At 48.8% G+C, this 16642-nt stretch carries 13 protein-coding genes and 5 tRNA genes (1 of these 18 cut by a window edge); 14 read left to right on the forward strand and 4 right to left on the reverse strand.

The window, feature by feature from the left end; genetic code table 11:
- The 6 genes from ACKKE8_RS11715 to ACKKE8_RS11740 all read left to right on the forward strand — a co-directional run.
- Window positions 1-6, forward strand: a tRNA-His gene (locus ACKKE8_RS11715) (it extends 70 nt beyond the left edge of the window).
- A gap of 9 nt (window positions 7-15) precedes the next feature.
- Window positions 16-89: transfer RNA gene (locus ACKKE8_RS11720), tRNA-Cys, on the forward strand.
- 5 nt (window positions 90-94) lie between these two features.
- Window positions 95-171, forward strand: a tRNA-Arg gene (locus ACKKE8_RS11725).
- A 472-nt stretch (window positions 172-643) separates the two neighbouring features.
- A tRNA-Leu gene (locus ACKKE8_RS11730) sits at window positions 644-728 on the forward strand.
- Window positions 729-1026: 298 nt separating this feature from the next.
- Window positions 1027-2265, forward strand: a complete 1239-nt coding sequence (locus tag ACKKE8_RS11735; protein WP_409178305.1) for a glycosyltransferase family 2 protein — start codon at window positions 1027-1029, stop codon at window positions 2263-2265.
- A 176-nt stretch (window positions 2266-2441) separates the two neighbouring features.
- Window positions 2442-3410: a TIGR01212 family radical SAM protein gene (locus ACKKE8_RS11740; protein ID WP_409178306.1), complete on the forward strand. Its 969-nt coding sequence runs from the start codon at window positions 2442-2444 to the stop codon at window positions 3408-3410.
- Window positions 3411-3454: 44 nt separating this feature from the next.
- Here ACKKE8_RS11740 and ACKKE8_RS11745 read toward each other — a convergent pair whose 3' ends face one another.
- Window positions 3455-4183, reverse strand: a complete 729-nt coding sequence (locus ACKKE8_RS11745) for a glycerophosphodiester phosphodiesterase (protein WP_409178307.1) — start codon at window positions 4181-4183, stop codon at window positions 3455-3457.
- Window positions 4184-4279: 96 nt separating this feature from the next.
- Entirely contained in the window at window positions 4280-4399 is a 120-nt protein-coding gene (locus tag ACKKE8_RS11750; protein ID WP_409178308.1) for a YjcZ family sporulation protein, read from the reverse strand.
- Window positions 4400-4541: 142 nt separating this feature from the next.
- On the opposite strand from ACKKE8_RS11750, the gene ablB reads away from it, so the two are divergent.
- Window positions 4542-5396, forward strand: a complete 855-nt coding sequence (gene ablB / locus ACKKE8_RS11755) for a putative beta-lysine N-acetyltransferase (RefSeq protein WP_409178309.1) — start codon at window positions 4542-4544, stop codon at window positions 5394-5396.
- A 4-nt stretch (window positions 5397-5400) separates the two neighbouring features.
- Here ablB and ACKKE8_RS11760 read toward each other — a convergent pair whose 3' ends face one another.
- Entirely contained in the window at window positions 5401-6945 is a 1545-nt protein-coding gene (locus ACKKE8_RS11760) for a PucR family transcriptional regulator (RefSeq protein ID WP_409178310.1), read from the reverse strand.
- 154 nt (window positions 6946-7099) lie between these two features.
- On the opposite strand from ACKKE8_RS11760, the gene ACKKE8_RS11765 reads away from it, so the two are divergent.
- The 7 genes from ACKKE8_RS11765 to ACKKE8_RS11795 all read left to right on the forward strand — a co-directional run bounded on the left by ACKKE8_RS11765 (window position 7100) and on the right by ACKKE8_RS11795 (window position 14529).
- On the forward strand, window positions 7100-8452 hold the full coding sequence (locus tag ACKKE8_RS11765; protein ID WP_409178311.1) for an aspartate aminotransferase family protein: 1353 nt from the start codon (window positions 7100-7102) through the stop codon (window positions 8450-8452).
- A gap of 16 nt (window positions 8453-8468) precedes the next feature.
- Window positions 8469-9161, forward strand: coding sequence for a 3-oxoacid CoA-transferase subunit A (locus ACKKE8_RS11770; RefSeq protein ID WP_048032315.1), 693 nt, complete (start codon window positions 8469-8471; stop codon window positions 9159-9161).
- Entirely contained in the window at window positions 9143-9820 is a 678-nt protein-coding gene (locus ACKKE8_RS11775) for a 3-oxoacid CoA-transferase subunit B (protein ID WP_409178312.1), read from the forward strand. The genes ACKKE8_RS11770 and ACKKE8_RS11775 overlap by 19 nt, the downstream gene beginning before the upstream one ends.
- A gap of 33 nt (window positions 9821-9853) precedes the next feature.
- Entirely contained in the window at window positions 9854-11134 is a 1281-nt protein-coding gene (locus ACKKE8_RS11780; RefSeq protein WP_409178313.1) for a peptidase, read from the forward strand.
- Window positions 11135-11231: 97 nt separating this feature from the next.
- Window positions 11232-12650 (forward strand): aldehyde dehydrogenase family protein, encoded by a 1419-nt coding sequence (locus tag ACKKE8_RS11785; protein ID WP_409178314.1) that lies wholly within the window; start codon window positions 11232-11234, stop codon window positions 12648-12650.
- A gap of 67 nt (window positions 12651-12717) precedes the next feature.
- Window positions 12718-12806, forward strand: a tRNA-Ser gene (locus ACKKE8_RS11790).
- A gap of 157 nt (window positions 12807-12963) precedes the next feature.
- Window positions 12964-14529, forward strand: a complete 1566-nt coding sequence (locus ACKKE8_RS11795) for an acyl-CoA synthetase (protein WP_409178315.1) — start codon at window positions 12964-12966, stop codon at window positions 14527-14529.
- A 66-nt stretch (window positions 14530-14595) separates the two neighbouring features.
- On the opposite strand, the gene ACKKE8_RS11800 is transcribed toward ACKKE8_RS11795, so the two are convergent.
- The gene (locus ACKKE8_RS11800) at window positions 14596-16635 is read right to left on the reverse strand and encodes an exo-beta-N-acetylmuramidase NamZ domain-containing protein (protein WP_409179104.1); all 2040 of its coding nucleotides are present in this window, start codon (window positions 16633-16635) and stop codon (window positions 14596-14598) included.
- Window positions 16636-16642: the final 7 nt, after the last annotated feature.

Raw genomic sequence — 16642 nt, forward strand, 5'->3', positions numbered from 1 at the left:
GCCCCATTACAACATGGGAGTATAGCCAAGGGGTAAGGCACGGGTCTGCAAAACCCTTATCCCCGGTTCAAATCCGGGTACTCCCTCCATTTTAGTCCCAGTAGCTCAGCAGGATAGAGCAACGGCCTTCTAAGCCGTCGGTCGGGAGTTCGAATCTCTCCTGGGACGCCACGCCTTTTCAAAAGCTATCCTCCTTAGGACGTTGTGGCGTCCACAGGAGGTTTTTTTCGTAGAAGATAACGAGTCTTTCATGATGCAAACAGAAACAAGTGATAAGCCAAATGGCCTATTTCAAAAAAATAATTAAAAACTTTCGTCCACAATTGGAAATATTTTGTCTAATTTGTCATAAATTATGTAAAAAAATCACAGAATATGGCTCCTTTTCTATTCGGAAATTGTGACGAAACAATGATATTTTTGTAGAGGGGCGTTTGCATTCTTTCAAAATTTTTGCGACATGTAACTTTCTTTTTCGACAAACGTATCTATATAGAAGACTAAACAAAAAAACGATAGTTTGACAGGAAAAATATGGACTGCATCCAGTCGAAAACGATATTGACTTGGGAAAATTGATTGTGTATACTCAAAAACGTACGTCGTGTCAACAGAAAAACACGAGTAAAATCAGTGTTTATAGGCGGTCGTGGTGGAATTGGCAGACACACCATCTTGAGGGGGTGGCGGGGCGACCCGTGCGAGTTCGAGTCTCGCCGACCGCACCAATCCCGGAAACAATCAGGAAGAAATGGAAACGAGTGTTTGTGTTTTTCTAAATAAACGGAGCCTTTTTCGACAAGGGCTTTTTTTTCTGCCAACTGCCAAGCACTGTCGAATAGAAAGAGAAAAAGGTGGGAAAGGTGATAGCAGTGCCTTATTTTTTCCCACTTTTGGGTCATTGCTTATGAATCGCATTTGATGTAAACTGCCAATTGAGAGAAAAACAATAGAGAAATGTTGGAAAAACAACACTACCTAAATTCAGATCAGACCCAATCTGGTTTAGGTCGAGGAGAAGAACCCATGAGTGTAATTAGAGAGATCATTGAGGGATTATTCATCGGATTTACTTCTGCGGTGGGCGTAATCGGCACATACCAAACACTGGTTTCTTGTGCAGGCCTGTTCCGCAAAAAAGAGCAAGTAACAACGGAGCCGCAAAAGACGTTTGCTGTGCTTGTGGCAGCTCACAATGAGAGCGCCGTAATTGCTCCGCTTATTGAAAACCTGAAGAAACTCGACTATCCACGTGAAATGTACGACATCTTCGTCATTTGCGACAACTGTACAGATAACACGGCAGAAATTAGTCGGGCACATGGTGCAATTGCATGTGAGCGTTTTGACACATCCAAGCGTGGGAAAGGCTACGGCATCGAATGGATGCTGGAGAACCTCTGGGCAAGACCTAAGCAGTATGACGCTGTCGTCATGTTTGATGCTGACAACTTGGTTGAGAAAAACTTCCTGAAAGTAATGAATGACCGTCTCAGCAAAGGGGCGCGTGTGATTCAAGGCTACCTCGACTCCAAGAACCCGTTTGATTCCTGGATTACGCTGTCCTATGCGGTTACCTATTGGTTTACAAACCGTATGTGGCAGTTGGCTCGTCACAATTTGGGACTGCCGAACACTTTGGGCGGAACTGGCTTGTGCATTGAGAGCAACCTGCTCAAAGAAATGGGCTGGGGAGCAACCAGTCTTACGGAAGACCTGGAATTTGCAACACGTTGTATTGAACGCGGTATTTACCCGACTTGGGCACATGACACCAAGGTCTGGGATGAAAAACCGATTGATTTAAAATCGTCGATGCGCCAGCGTTTGCGCTGGATGCAAGGGCACTACGATGTGGCAGGACGCTACATCCGCGCTGTCTTGTTTAATGGTTTGAAGTCGAGAAAGCTGGGAATGCTTGATGCAGCCTTCTACCTCTTCCAGCCGATGTACGTGCTAATGGTGACAATGATGTCGGTATTGTTCCTGGCCAGATTTTTTGATATTGGTACGCTGTCAACGGTATCCACGATCTTGCCAACGTGGCTGGTATACGGTTCTACGGCCGTGTTCTACCTGTTGCCGATCTTGGCTCTCTATTTGGATAAAGTTCCGTGGAAGGGGTATTTCGGGCTCCTCTTGCTACCGTTCTTTTTCCTGACCTGGCTTCCGATTATGTTTTACGCGTTCTTTACGAAGAAAAACCAAGAGTGGAGTCACACCTCTCACACACGCGCGATTCGTATCGAGGAGATCCAGCAATAGTGACGTAAACAAGCAAAAACCACAGGGGGAATATTCACCTGTGGTTTTCCTATTATCTTAAAGTAGCGAGACCGTTGCCTAATTTGGTATAATGACGTGATCAAGCAAGTAGCGTTCGCCAACGGGATTAAGGCACCAGCGCAAAACGTAGCGGTGCCCATAGGAGGAAAACAGCAATGAAGCTCGCGACAGATATTCACAACAACGACTTCCCATTGTTGTGGGGCGATAAACGATACCATACATGGAATTATCATTTAAGAGGGACTTTTCACGAAAAGATTTTCAAGGTTCCATTGGATGGCGGTTTTAGCTGTCCGAATCGGGATGGGAAAGTAGCGACAGGCGGCTGCACGTTCTGCAGCGCGAGAGGATCTGGAGATTTTGCAGGTGACCGCAGAATGGACCTGGAAAGACAGTTTCATGATGTGAAAAACCGCATGCACGAGAAATGGCCGCAAGCCAAGTATTTGGGCTTCTTCCAAGCGTACACGAATACGTATGCGCCTGTGGAGGAGCTGCGGGAGATGTATGAAGTCATCCTCCAACAAGAAGGGGTAGTCGGACTGTCCATTGCCACACGTCCTGACTGCCTGCCAGACGACGTCGTGGAGTATTTGGCTGAATTGAATGAGCGCACATATTTGTGGGTGGAGCTCGGTCTACAGACAGTCCATGAGCACACAGCTCAGTTAATTAATCGAGCGCACGATTATCAATGCTACGTAGATGCTGTAGAGAAATTGCGCAAGCACAACATCCGTGTATGCTCTCATATCATCTACGGATTGCCAGGAGAGAGCCATGAAGAAATGATGCAGACGGCAGATGCTGTGGCACATCTGGATGTGCAGGGGATCAAGATTCATCTGTTGCACCTGCTGCGCAAAACGCCGATGGTGAAGCAATATGAAGCAGGACTCTTGGAATTTCTGTCACAGGAAGAGTACACAAAGCTCGTTGTGGATACATTGGAAATGTTACCTCCAGAGATGATCGTCCATCGAATCACAGGGGACGGACCACCTGATCTCTTGATTGGACCGATGTGGAGTCGCAAAAAGTGGGAAGTTCTGAATGGCATTGATGCAGAACTGAAAGCGCGGAATAGCTGGCAAGGAAAGTTTTTCGTGCCACGCTCATAATGTCGCAGCAACAAAAAGGGAGCCTTTTCGGCTCCCTTTCTTTTTTATAGATTGCGAATCAGATTTCTCGCACGCTTCGGGTAGTTGGTGATCAGACCATCTACACCACAGTCAATGGCTCGTTGGATTTGCCGAGCACTGTTGACCGTCCAGCTCAATACTTCAAAATGGTGCTCCTTTGCTTGTTTGACCAAGTCTTCCGTCAATTGATCAAAAGGGACGTGCAATTGATCAGCTCGATAACTGCTGGCTACTTCCCAAGGCTTGACGAGTGGTCCAACGTATAAAAGTCCCGTCGTTTGAGTGGCGTCCAATTGCTTGATTCGTAAAAGGCTGTCGAAGTTAAACGTTGAAATGATGGTTCTCTCCGTTAACTGATAACGCCTGATTTGTTCGATGACGAGATCTTCTAAAAGGGGTTGATCCAGGAAGAAGTTTTTCATCTCGATGATGAAGCGCAGCGGCGTGTCGACAAGCGTCTGGAATACCTCCTGCAAGGTTGGGATTTGAGCTTTTGGCATTCGCATAGACGAGTCTTTATCCGCACGTAACTGACGCAGTTCACGCAATGTGTGATTTCGCACCAATCCAGAACCATTGGTCGTGCGTTCCAGGCTATGGTCATGAAGGACAACCAGCTTATTATCACTGCTGAGCTGGACGTCCAATTCGATCCCATTGGCTTTTCGTCGGACGGCTGCTTGAAACGATTCCATCGTATTTTCCGGAAATAGGCCGGAAGCGCCACGATGTGCATAGATAAGTGGGGGCACGAGGGCTTCCTCCCTTCTCAAGCGTGTGATGCCCTATTACCATGATATGTGAAAGGCCCCTCGATACGACCCGACATGAGAGGCATCTCCAGAAGTCTATCCGATTACGACGAGTACGATGACCAAAAGGACAAAGAGGACAAGGATCAGGGCAAAATTGTTATTGCAGCTCACAAAAAACACCCTCCTTCTCGCACATGAAGCACCTACTTTCATGGTATGAAGAACGAGTAAATATGACCCAACAGAATGCCCACCTTATGTTTTTTTGTGCATGAGGAACGCTTTTTTATACAGATTGGCAGATGACGGCCTTGCTTGTTTTGCTACAATGAGAGGAGTAGTACTGTAGGGGAGGATGAAGACCGTGATAAATGTTGTAGGCGCACAGGACGCTGGCGACCTGATCATTGATCGACAAAATCGCCGGGTAAAGCTGCATGTGTATGAACCATCACAAATTGAGCAGTGGGATCGGGTCTTGAAGGAGCTGGCCGAAGAGTCAGAGGCAACAAAAGTCATTGTGTACGGGAAGAAACAAGATGTTCCGCAATGGAAATCCCTGGGTTACGAGCTAGAGGGAACCATTGATGGTTTTTTTCAAGGGGAAAACGCACAGATGCTCACCTGCTATCTGACAAAAGAGCGGGCTACCTCTGATGCAGCAAAACTTGCTGAGGAAATTCTTACACTGAGCCTGTCACGAGCGGGGGGTACGATAGAGAAAACATTACCCGAGGGATACCACCTGCGTGAAGCAACGGAGGCAGACACGAAGGAATTGGCGTGTTTGTACGGATTGGTATTCGCGACGTATCCTACACCGATGAACGATCCGTCCTACATTCGCAAAACCATGCAAGAAGGCACCATCTACTATGTCGTTGAATTTGAAGGCAAGATTGCATGTGCCGCGTCAGCTGAAGTATCCGAACGATTTGGTTCAGCGGAAATGACGGATTGCGCGACCCATCCAGATCACGCGGGGAAAGGTCTCCTCCAACCGCTGTTTATCGCCCTAGAGCAAAGGATGGAGGAGGCGGGGATTTACTTTTTGTACACCTTGACCCGGGCACAATCTGCAGGAATGAATGTGACGGCTGCCAAAATGGGCTATGCATACCGCGGACGGCTGATTAACAATTGTACGATCTTTTCAGGTTATGAAGACATGAATATATGGGTAAAGCCACTTCGCCCGACGAGGGAATAACAGGCTACCTGTTTGTAGGATACAACTGCTGTTGCAGACGACGGGCCATCAGGGCCAACTGAAGCTGCCAGCGTTGATGAGCATCCTCCAGGCGGTAGCCTGTTTTTTCTTCAATCTGGGTCAACCGGTACTTGAGCGTATGTCGATGGATATACAAGGCTTGCGAGGTCTGTAGACCGTTTCCATTCTGGGCCAAATACACTTCAAGTGTTTCGAGAAGCTGTTGATTGTATTTCGTATCATAGCGAATCAATGGTTCCAGCAATGGGTTCCACAGGCGGAGCAAGCTTTCTTTTTCACGATGGTACGGAAACAAAAACTGATAGCCGTGCATATCCCGGTATCGCAAAATTTGCGGGGATTGGGCCAACAACGGGTACGCTTGCAGAGCAAACATCGCTTCTTCGGAGGCACTGACGACGTTTGGCAATTGCTCACAGGGATTGCTCAAGGCGATCTGTAGGTCAAGTGAAGGGTGCAGTCCTCTCCAGCGGGAAGTGAGTTGTTCCAACAAGCGCAGGCTCGTCTGATCATCCGGCAAAATAAACAAGAGGCAATGTGGTCGTTCGCGAAGCAAATAAGAGCGCTGATGACGGTCGCTAAGCCTCCGCATCAACGTAATGACACTTTGATGCATGTCGCCGAGCATCTCCTGATCGGCCACCTCTACGCGAACAGCGACACAGAGATGATGTCCAGCAAGCGGATACCCCAGCATGCGACAACGGCTCTCTAGCTCCGTATGGGTCATCTGCTGCCCGTTCAGCAGCTCCTCCACAAAATCCCCTTTTAACCGCCATTCCGTTGCGGCTACCGCCCTTTCCTTTACATATTCGAGTGCACATAAGGTAGAGGCATGCTGTAGAGCGACGTCATCGAGCTCTTTCCAGGAATGCTCGGGCTTCGTTAAGGTCAATGTGCCAAAATGCTCGCGATTGGCGCGAATCGGTACACGATGCGCGATTTCCTGGGACTGATCCTGCGGCAGTGCTTCCGAACTGCCATGCTGTGTGACTTCAAAGCCTAATGCATCAACGAGCGACACGACTCCTCCCGTAAGTGCAGCGAGCTCGCCAGCGATGGCGGGAAGGCCTCCCTTGGACAGGGCAGCGTCAATCATTCGGTTATGAATCGCTGAGGAATAGGCCAGCGTCTCAAATTGCCGATTCATGATCGGCTGCAAGATAGCTTTGGTTATGGTAGAAAAGTTAATCTCCGTGGGAATTTCAATCAATGGAAGCTGATAGTGATCCGCCAAAGTCAAAAACGTCTCGGGAATTTCCCGTAAATAAAAGCCCGTATGAATCGCAACGCCACTCAGCTTTTGCTTCGCCAACGAAGGAATAAAAGAAGCGAGCTTTTCTGTATGTTCAGCCAGCCCAAAGCCGGTTGTAATCAAAAATTCGCCTTCCTGCAAGCGACTCGTATCCTCCAGCACCTCGACAATGGTCACCCAACGAATCGGATTGTCCAGTCCGCCTGCTCCTGCGATCAGCCTGGTGTGAACCATGTCCGGCAGTTGCAGCGCTTCTCTTATCGTGATGGTCATCAGGTATCTCCTCCAAAGCCTCGGTAAGGTTTTCTTATACAAAATGTACAAAAGATTTTGTCTCTTTTCCATGTTTTTTTGCCAGCACGTAGGATGGCTCTTGCGCGCTGGTCAGCTAGGATAGAGGTAGAGAATAAGCGAGGTGGCGACGAAAATGACGAAAAGCTATGTAATCAAGCCTGAATTGGGCAAAGAGTATCCGGTTATTTCTCACGGAAAAGGCATCTATCTTTACGATAAAGAGGGGAATCGTTACATCGACGGTTCAAGTGGAGCGGTGACGGCAAGCATTGGACACGGCGTAGAAGAAGTGGCTGAGGCGATGTATTCGCAAGCCAAGGAGGTTTCCTTCGTATACCGCTCGCATTTTAGCAGCGATGCCGTAGAGAAACTGGCTGCAAAGCTGGCTGAGTGGGCACCAGGCTCACTGAACTGGACGTTTTTTGTCAGCAGCGGTTCGGAAGCAACAGAGACGGCACAAAAAATCGCGATTCAGTACTGGCAGGAAAAAGGAAGACCAACGAAAAATCGGATTATCTCCCGCTGGATGAGCTATCACGGGATTACAATGGGTGCACTTTCGATGTCTGGACACGTCTTGCGCAGAAAGCGGTTCACCTCATTGCTGGCTGACTATCCGGCGATCACAGGACCATACCCGTATCGCAAGCCAGAAGACATGTCCCTCGAATCGTATGCGCTTGCGTGTGCAAACGAACTGGAGACCGCAATTTTGCGCGTCGGACCTGAGCAGGTAGCCGCTTTCATCGCAGAGCCTGTCATCGGGGCTTCTGGTGGAGCGGTCGTGCCACCAGATGGTTACTTCCAACGCATTCGCGAGATTTGCGACAAGTATGAGGTTCTGTTTATCGCAGACGAAGTGATGACAGGGGTAGGTCGCACGGGGAAAGCGTTCGGGATCGACCATTGGGGCGTCATACCTGACCTGATGGCATTGGGCAAAGGCATGAGTGCCGGTTACACGCCTATGGCGGCTACGATTGTATCAGACGAAATTATTGAGACTATTACGAAAGGCAGCGGCTCGATTATGGCAGGACATACGTATAGCGCGAATCCACAATCTGCTGCTGTTTCTCTGGCTGTCCTCGACTATGTGGAGAAGCATCAACTAGTCGACAAAGCAGCAGAACAAGGTGCCTATTTGCTTGCCCGCCTAAAAGAACTGGCTAACGAGCTCCCGTTGATCGGAGATGCACGTGGTCTTGGCATGCTGTGTGCGCTGGAATTTGTGAAAAACAAGCAGACAAAAGAGCCGTTTGCACTTTCTCAAGGTGTTGGCGGGAAGGTCATTGAAAAAGCATTTGAAAAAGGCTTGCTTATTTATCCGGCAATGGGCGGAATCGAAGGGGTAGCAGGAGACGCTGTCATCATCTCACCTCCACTGACCATTACTACGGAGCAAATTGATGAGCTGATATCTCTGCTGAAAGAAGCGGTGGTAGCTGTTCAGCAAGAGCTCCAAGACAAGGCACTGATCGGATAGAGAAGGAGGAACAAGGATGACAAACCGATTTGAAAAGGTCGTCTCCCTGTCCGAAGCGCTCACCCATTTTCGCGATGGGATGACGCTGCTGGCAGGGGGATTCGGTGGGGTAGGCAACCCGCCTACGTTGATTCAGGGGATTTTGGATAGGGGCGTGCGTGATCTGACGCTGATCAGTAACGATACTGCATTCCCGCATATCGGAATTGGCAAACTGGTGACCGAAAAGCGCGTTAAAAAAGTCATTGCTTCACACATTGGCTCAAATCCGAACGCAGGGGCCCAAATGACGGCTGGAGAGCTGGAAGTAGAGTTCTGCCCGCAGGGGATACTTGCAGAGCGTGTACGGGCAGGTGGAGTCGGTCTGGGAGGCATTCTATCAGATGTCGGTATCGGGACGATCGCGGAAAAAGGGAAGCAGAAGGTCGTTCTGGATGGAAAGGAATATCTATTGGAGACACCGCTCACTGCCGAAGTGGCTATCGTACATGCAAAAAAAGCGGATCGCTTTGGCAATTTGGTGTTTGATACAAGTGCACGTAATTTCAATCCGTTAGTGGCGATGGCGGGCGACATTACTATCGTGGAAGCGGATGAGATTGTAGAGGTAGGCATGATCGACCCGGAAGAAATCGTCACCCCGGGCGTTTTCGTGAACTTTATCGTCCAAAGTGAAGGGGTGAACTGGCAATGGGCATGGGAGAAGTAAAAGAAACCGAGAGCTATCGTGAACGAATTGCCCGCCGCGCAGCATTGGAAGTAGAAGACGGCATGATTATTAATCTGGGAATCGGCATCCCAACATTGGTTGCGGATTTTATCCCAGCTGACAAACGGGTCATGTTTCACGCGGAGAACGGCATTCTCGGTACAGGACCAAGCCCTGAGAAAGGCGAGGAGAACGCCATGCTTTGCAATGCGGGCGGTTTTCCTGTCACGCTGGCCACAGGGGCATCCTTTTTTGACAGTGCGACTGCTTTTGCCATCATCCGCCGTGGGCTATTGGACATGACGATTTTAGGAGTCCTGGAAGTAAGCCAAAATGGTGACATTGCCAACTGGATTGTTCCAGGCAAACGTGTCCCAGGCATGGGAGGAGCTATGGAACTGGCACAAAAGGCCAAGAAAGTCATGGTTGTAACCACGCATCTGGATAAAAACGGACGTTCAAAAATCGTTCGCGAATGCTCACTGCCGTTAACCGCGACAAAAGCAGCGGATTTGATCATCACAGACATGGCAGTCATGGAGGTCATGCCAGATGGGTTGTATCTGCGAGAAGTCATGTATCCATACAGTGTCGCTGACGTGATTGGAGCAACGGAAGCCGAGCTCAAAATGGACGGAGAGGTTGGCGTTTTCCGCTAAGCAAAGACAAAAACCATGGAACGGGGGAAAAACATGGCAAACTGGCAGGTGCTTATACGGGAGCAATTGGAAAAAGATCGCGAGGCTGCTGTTCAACTGCTACAGCAATGGGTAAAAAGCCCGAGTGTACAAGGAGAAGAGCAATCCATCCAGCAAAGCATTGCAGAGCTTTTGGGGCAGATGGGGCTGGACGTTGACTTATGGGTTATGGAAGGCGAAGAGCTGGTGTCACACCCGTATTTTGTCTCCCCGCGCACAATGTTTGAAGGCAGCCCGAATGTCGTCGGTGTGTGGAAGGGGCAAGGAAATGGTCGTTCCATCATTCTAAACGGACACGTGGATGTAGTACCCGCGGGCGATCTGGCACAGTGGAGCGATGATCCGTTTAGCGGGAAGGTTGAGGACGGAAAGCTTTACGGACGCGGAGCAACAGACATGAAGGGTGGAAATTTATCTTCACTGTTGGCGATCCAGGTTCTACAGAAGTTGGGTGTGCAACTGAAAGGAGACGTCATTTTTCAGAGCGTCGTAGAAGAAGAAAGTGGTGGGGCAGGCACATTAGCGACAATCATTCGCGGGTACAAAGCGGATGCTGCCCTGATTCCAGAGCCGACCAATATGAAAATTTTCCCGAAGCAGCAAGGCTCCATGTGGTTCAGATTGACCGTCAAAGGACGTTCTGCTCACGGAGGGACCCGCTACGAGGGAGTCAGCGCCATCGAAAAGAGCATGCACGTCGTTCAAGCAATTGGACAATTGGAAAAAGAGCGTAATGATCGACTCGACGATCCTCTCTACGCCAAGCTGCCTATTCCCATCCCGATTAATCTTGGGGTGATTGAGGGTGGCAAGTGGCCTTCGTCTGTAGCTGATCTCGTCAAGCTGGAAGGAAGGATGGGGGTTGCCCCAGGAGAGCAGATGGACGATGCCAAAGCAGAAATGGCAGCAGCACTCAAAAAGCTGGCAGAGGTCGACCCGTGGTTTGCAGAACAGCCCGTCGAGCTGGAGTGGTTTGGTGCTCGCTGGGTCCCGGGAGCAGTGGAGCTAGATCATCCATTGATGGATATTCTGCAAGCGCAGTTTGAAGCTGTGACAGGAGATCGTGCCATTGTGGAAGCATCGCCTTGGGGAACAGATGGCGGTTTGTTGACTGCTTTGGCCAATACGCCAGCGATTGTTGTCGGACCTGGTGTCACACAGGTTGCACACTACCCGAATGAATATATTGTTTTGGATGAGGTATTCCGTTGTGCTGAGATCTTTGCGCTTACGTTACTGGAATGGTGCGGTGTAGCTGAAAGTGTGAAAGAGTAAAAGGATATCCAAATATTTCAAAATCAAGACAGGAAGGCATGCGTATGAGAGAGAATGTTTGGAAGGTGAACTCCAATCAATGAGAGTGGGGATACCAATGAAAAAAGCGTGCTTTATCGGGGGAGAGTGGGTGGCAGCCACTGTTCATGCACCGCTACTCGCTCCATGTACGGGTCAAGAGATTGCACAAATTTCGCAAGCAGACTCATCATTGGTTGAAAAAGCAATTGCTGCGGCCCACGAAGCGACAGCCGTCATGCGGCGCCTTCCTGCCTATCAACGCGCTTTCCTGCTTGAAAAAATCTCGATTTTAATGAATGAACGTTTGGAGGAAGCGGCGCGGATCATCGCAATAGAAGCGGGAAAACCAATCAAAACAGCCCGCGGTGAAGTGATTCGAACCATTCAGACGTATAAGTTTGCGGCAGAGGAAGCCAAACGTCTCCACGGAGAAATCGTACCACTCGATGCAGCTATCGGGGGAGAGGGACGTTTGGCTTATACTGTGCGTGAACCACTGGGAGTCATCGGGGCCATTACACCCTTTAACTTTCCCATGAATCTCGTCGCCCATAAGGTCGGACCTGCTCTCGCTGCTGGCAATACCGTTGTTCTCAAGCCAGCATCGCAGACACCGCTTAGCGCATTGTTTCTGGCAGAGCTCGCAGAGCAAGCTGGTGTGCCTGCAGGGGCCCTCAATGTGATCACAGGCAGTGGTGCGAGTATTGGTGATAAAATTGTGTCTGACCCGAGAGTTAGGGCTGTGTCGTTTACAGGGAGCCCAAGTGTTGGGCTGGATATACGCAATCGAGCGGGTATGAAAAGAGTCACGCTCGAGCTGGGATCGAATTCGGCAGTGATCGTTGATCGTGATGTGCAGCTGAATGAAGTGATACCTCGATGCGTTTTTGGCGCCTTCGCCTATTCTGGGCAGGTATGTATCTCTGTGCAAAGAATTTATGTGGTTAAAGAAATCTATCAAGAATTCGTCCACCATTTTGTTGAACAAACACGCGCACTTCGCGGTGGTGATTCGCTCTCTGAGGACGCGGACTATTCCGCCATGATCAATCCGCGCGAAACAGAACGTGCGATGGAGTGGATTCATGAGGCGCTCCAGCAGGGAGCACGTCTGGAGTGTGGGGGGCAGATCGTGGATCGGATGCTCCAACCTACGGTGTTGACGGGTGTTCCGGCAGATGCAAAAGTATCTTGTCAGGAAGTGTTCGGACCTGTTGTTCTGATCAATCCAGTGGAGTCCGTCCGGCAAGGCATTACGTTTGTCAACGATTCACGCTATGGATTACAGGCTGGTGTCTATACCAACAATCTGTCGTTGGCTCTGGAAGCGGCAGAAGAGCTGCGTGTGGGCGGTGTGATAGTGAATGATATTCCGACTTTTCGCGTGGATCATATGCCATACGGTGGCGTAAAGGAAAGCGGACTTGGTAGGGAAGGGGTCAAATACGCGATAGAAGAAATGACGGAATTGAAATTCGTTGCCATCAAGCGATAAAGGAAATGGGTAAATGGCTCTTGCAAAAAATAGTAGAGCTGTGATATAGTAAGTATTGTTGAAATACGGAGGGATACCGAAGTGGTCATAACGGGGCGGTCTTGAAAACCGTTAGAGTGCAAGCTCACGCGGGTTCGAATCCTGCTCCCTCCGCCATAAATACAAATGAACCGACTCCAGTTGAGAAGCTGGGGTCTTTTTTATGGTCGAGAGCTTTGAGAGTTAGTTGTCGTTTCTTTTTTGCAAAAATATCAGAAAATAAAGAAAACTATTATATAATGGAGATGAGACTATAAGTGATGGGGGAATTTGCATGCTCGAAGCGCAAAGGGTTCGTAGAAATGCACTTGGCGATATTTTGCGAAGAAGTCGTGGACGAAACCCTGATAAGCCTGCCCTGTACTTTGAGGAAGAAGTATTGACCTACACGCAGCTTGATCAGCTTGCAAACAAGACGGCTCATACACTGCTTTCCAAAGGCTTGCAAAAAGGGGAGCGGGTAGCAGTACTGTCACGCAACTCAATGGATTTTGCGATTTTGAACTTTGGGTTAGCGAAAGCAGGCGTCATCATGGTGCCGATCAACTTCATGTTGAATAAGGAAGATGTCGCCTATATTTTGGGTCATGCGGAAGTGAGTGCGTGCTTTGTAGCACCAGAATTCCTGCAGCTTGCTCAAGACGGACTCCAATTAGCTGGAATTTCCCCCAAGCTGCTTTCCCTCATGTCCAAACCTACAGCACAAACAGGGGAATGGTTGCCTTTTCGCACGTTGATTGAAGCGGCAGACGACCATGAGCCTGAAGTTGATATAGCGGACGAAGATGTTGCACAGATTTTGTATACCAGCGGAACGGAATCAAAGCCAAAGGGCGTTATGCTCACTCATAAAAGCATTATCTCCGAATATGTCAGCACGATTATCGAAGGCGGGATGACGCAGGATGATGTGGCTGTTCACGCACTTCCCTTGTTCCATAGTGCGCAGCTTCATTGCTTTTTGGGACCGTACGTGTACCTAGGGGGGAGCGGAATTATTTTGGAACAGGCAACCCCTTCGTTGATGCTGCAGACGGTAGAGGCGTACAAGGCTACTCAGTTGTTTTGCCCGCCAACCGTGTGGATTGCTTTACTGCGTTCTCCCGATTTTGCCGCGCGTAATTTGAGTTCTTTGCAAAAATGCTACTATGGTGCAGCCATCATGCCCGTAGAAGTGTTAAAAGAGCTGGGTCAACGCCTCCCGAACGCACAGTTTTACAATTTTTACGGACAGACGGAAGTGGCGCCATTAGCAACTGTTTTGCCACCGAAGGATCAGATGAGAAAAGCAGGCTCTGCAGGCAAGCCAGCGTTAAATGTGGAAACGAAAATCGTCGATGATGATGGAAAAGAAGTCCCTCGTGGAAGTGTTGGTGAAATTGTTCACAGGACCAGTCATGCGATGCTGGGGTATTTCCGAGATGAGGAAAAGACACAGGCTGCCTTCCAGGGAGGGTGGTTTCACAGTGGGGATTTGGGCATCATGGATGACGAAGGCTATATCACGGTCGTTGATCGGAAAAAGGATATGATTAAATCGGGGGGAGAGAACGTAGCAAGCAGGGAGGTTGAGGAGCTTATTTATCAACATCCGAAAGTGTCTGAGGTCGCAGTGATCGGAGTTCCCCATCCCTACTGGATCGAAGCAGTGACGGCTGTCGTTGTACCAAAAGCAGGTGAGTTACTGACTGCTGACGAAATGCTTGCTTTTTGCAAAGATCGTCTTTCCTCCTTCAAAGCACCCAAATATGTAGTGATTGCTGACAATCTTCCCAGAAACCCTAGCGGCAAAATTTTGAAAAGGGAGCTGCGCCTCCGATACGAAACGCTGACGACTTAACCACTCGCAAGATCCAAAGCGCAGAAAAACCCGCTCTGTGACGGAGCGGGTTTTTTGCTGCTGTGATTATTTTACGTTGGAAACAGTCGGACGATCGGCTTGAATAACTTCAAAACGATAGCCTTTTTCTTTCAAGTACGAAATGATTTCGGGGAGAGCTTCAGCCGTTGGCGACTTGGTGCTGGAATCATGCATCAAGACGACGATTTCTTTTTGTGACTTTACTTGCTGCTTTATATTGGCTAGTGTTTGAGCGGCTGTGTATTTGTTGCTTCTTGCATCGCCGTTTGTTACATTCCAGTCGATAAACGTGTACCCACGTTCTTTCGCCTCTGCTTTGATCGCATGCATGACTGTATGCTGCTTGTTATAACGTTTGGGATCCTGATATTTTAAGCTGACGGTATTCGTGCTGCCACCTGGATAGCGGAAAACGGCTGGTTTTACGCCGGTTGCTTTTTCAATCATTTGACTGCCTTTTTCCACGTCTGCAAAAAAGCTCTCCATGTTTTTGTAAACAAGCTGATAATTATGGGAATACGAATGTCCTCCCAACGCATGTCCTTCGGCTACAATCCTTTTGAGAATGGCCTCATGACCAGCTACCTCACGGCCTACAATAAAAAAGGTGGCTTTGACCTGATGCGTTTTCAGCGTATCCAAAATGCGTGGAGTTACAGTAGAGGGTCCATCGTCAAAGGTTAAATAAGCGATCTTCTCGGAAGACTTCGGTGTCTGAGGGATCGGTTTTGTAGCTGGTTCAGGCTTCTTGGTTTGATTGGTCGTTCCATTATTATTGCCAGGCTGCGCAGGAGTCGGTGTCTCTGGCTTGGATGGTTTCGGTTGTTCTGGTTGCTTTGGTTGTTCTGGTTTTTTGGGTTGCTTTTGTTGAAACGGCTGCATCGGGATAATCGGTTCATCGCCATAGATCAAATATTTTTTCCGCAGCTCTACAAATTTCTTAAGATCCGCTTCGTAGGAAGAAACAATCTCCTGCGGGGATTTGCCTTGTTCGAGAAGCAGACCGATTTTGTTGGTACCCATTACCTTGTCGAACATGGAGATTTGCATACTCGTACTTTTTGGCATAGGGAATGGCTGCAATTGCTTGGCAAAAGCCAGCGCGTAAATCCCTGTTTTTGCCGGGTTAAACTGATGTAGATCGTTGATCTGAAGGCGTACGCCTCCAGCAGTTCCTTTATTCTCAGGAATAAAGATGACGCCAGGCAAAAGACTTCCATTTAACAAATCGGCGTACTTATGCGAATCTAGACCTTCTGCCCCGATCCAGGTGAAATGGTCGCCTTGACGAATGGGAGTACCCTCACCCAAACCAGTTGCCATATACCCGAAAACCGAGGTCAAGTTAGGGATGTGCGGAGAACTCGGAATCCAGGCCAGACCTGTCTGTTGATAAATCATGTTGCGTGTGTATCCTTGCATCGGAATAACGGTAAGATCTACACCGATGGTACGGTTGAAAAACAAGGCCAGCTCTCCGATGGTCATACCATGTGCAAGCGGGATGGTATCCACTCCGATAAAGGAGCGGTAAGGCAGTTCAACTACAGGACCCTCGACAATTGTTCCGCCGAGAGGATTCGGTCGATCCAGTACCATCACTTCTTTTCCTTGTTCTTTTGCAGCTATCATGGTGTATTGCAAGGTAGATATGTATGTGTAGGTTCTCGATCCGATGTCTTGCAAATCGACGAGAAGGATATCAATGTCTTTCAGCATTTCTGGTGTCGGCTTGCGAGTTGATCCAGACAAGCCGTAGACCGGTATAGCGTAGACGGGATGAACAAAGCTCGTTACTTGTTTTCCTGCGACCGTTTTTCCGTCGAGGCCATGTTCAGGTGCATAGAGAGCGGTTAAATGGACAGAGCGATCACGTCGTAATATGTCGATCGTGCTAACCATTTGACTGTTCAGACCTGTTTGATTCGTAATCAACCCGACTTTTTTGCCTTCAATAAGATGGTGGAACTGATTGAACAGTACATCACTTCCCAATTGGATGGCAGTCGTATTGGCGGAGCTTCCTACTGGAGGAATTAAAGTTAAGATTAGTGCCAGGATGAGGAAAGGGAGAAATTTGTTCATCATTCAT

This window comes from Brevibacillus fortis (assembly GCF_046196545.1).
In the GTDB taxonomy this organism is placed as follows: Bacteria; Bacillota; Bacilli; order Brevibacillales; family Brevibacillaceae; genus Brevibacillus; species Brevibacillus fortis_A.